Here is an 839-nt window from a genome sequence, read left to right as displayed (position 1 = left end):
GGTACCAGATACGGGCTGCGCCCGCAAGGGGAGATTTACCACGAAACGGAGATGTGGGTAAAGTCCTGCTGCATGGCGCCTTGACATCCGGCATGACGCCGGTTATACTTGAGTAGTCCCCACGCATGTGGGGATGGCCCTTTACACCACTTGACGAGACGTGACCGGCGGCGGTGCTAGGAACCGATGGCGCAGGTGGGAGGTATGTGTCCGTTGGCCGGTAAACCCGTCAGGAACAGCGTGGAATGCTGGGTCATCCGCCGCATGGCGGATGCGGAGGAACTTGTACTCCTCTTGCACGTAGCGGCAAGCCCGGAAATTCCCACCGGCTTCTGGCAGCCTATTACAGGCGGAATCAAGGAAGGCGAGGCCTCCCGCGAGGCTTGTGTCCGGGAAATTTATGAAGAAACGTCCCTGAGGATAAGGACGGAGGATCTCCACTCGATCCCCGGCCACTGGGAGTTTGAGCTCCCGCATCAGGTCATTCGCAAGAGCCTGTACTGGGTGGAGACGCCTGAAGCCAGCATTCGGATCGCCCCGGAGGAGCACGACGACTGGAAGTGGGTGCCCATCTCCGCGGTGGAGGCGCAGCTCTACTGGGAATCCAACCGGCGCACGTGGGCGGCAGTGCGTGACTGCTTGCGGCGGTGAACGCACTCCGTCCCGGCCTGACGAGCGGCGCCCCGCGAAGGTAAGGACTTGAGGGAGAGAGCAAGCGCAGTGAAGGAGAACAGAATAGCACGCTACCCCGTCTTTCGCCACCCGCTCTTCAGGGCTTTACCCAAAACTCCTTCCTCGCCCTCCCTTAGCCTGCTTCAAGAGTTCTTGGGTGACTTCAT

1 protein-coding gene is annotated in these 839 nt (G+C 60.7%); it reads left to right on the top strand.

What is annotated here, in order from left to right; genetic code table 11:
* The first annotated feature begins 264 nt into the window (after window positions 1–264).
* Window positions 265–651 (top strand): NUDIX domain-containing protein, encoded by a 387-nt coding sequence (locus tag IEX93_RS11350; RefSeq protein WP_188848291.1) that lies wholly within the window; start codon window positions 265–267, stop codon window positions 649–651.
* The last annotated feature ends 188 nt before the right edge of the window (window positions 652–839 follow it).

Origin of the sequence: Thermus composti (genome assembly GCF_014647535.1) — a bacterium.
GTDB lineage: Bacteria > Deinococcota > Deinococci > Deinococcales > Thermaceae > Thermus > Thermus composti.
Note: the sequence above shows the minus strand (reverse complement) of the source record. Positions and strands in the feature narration are given on the sequence as shown.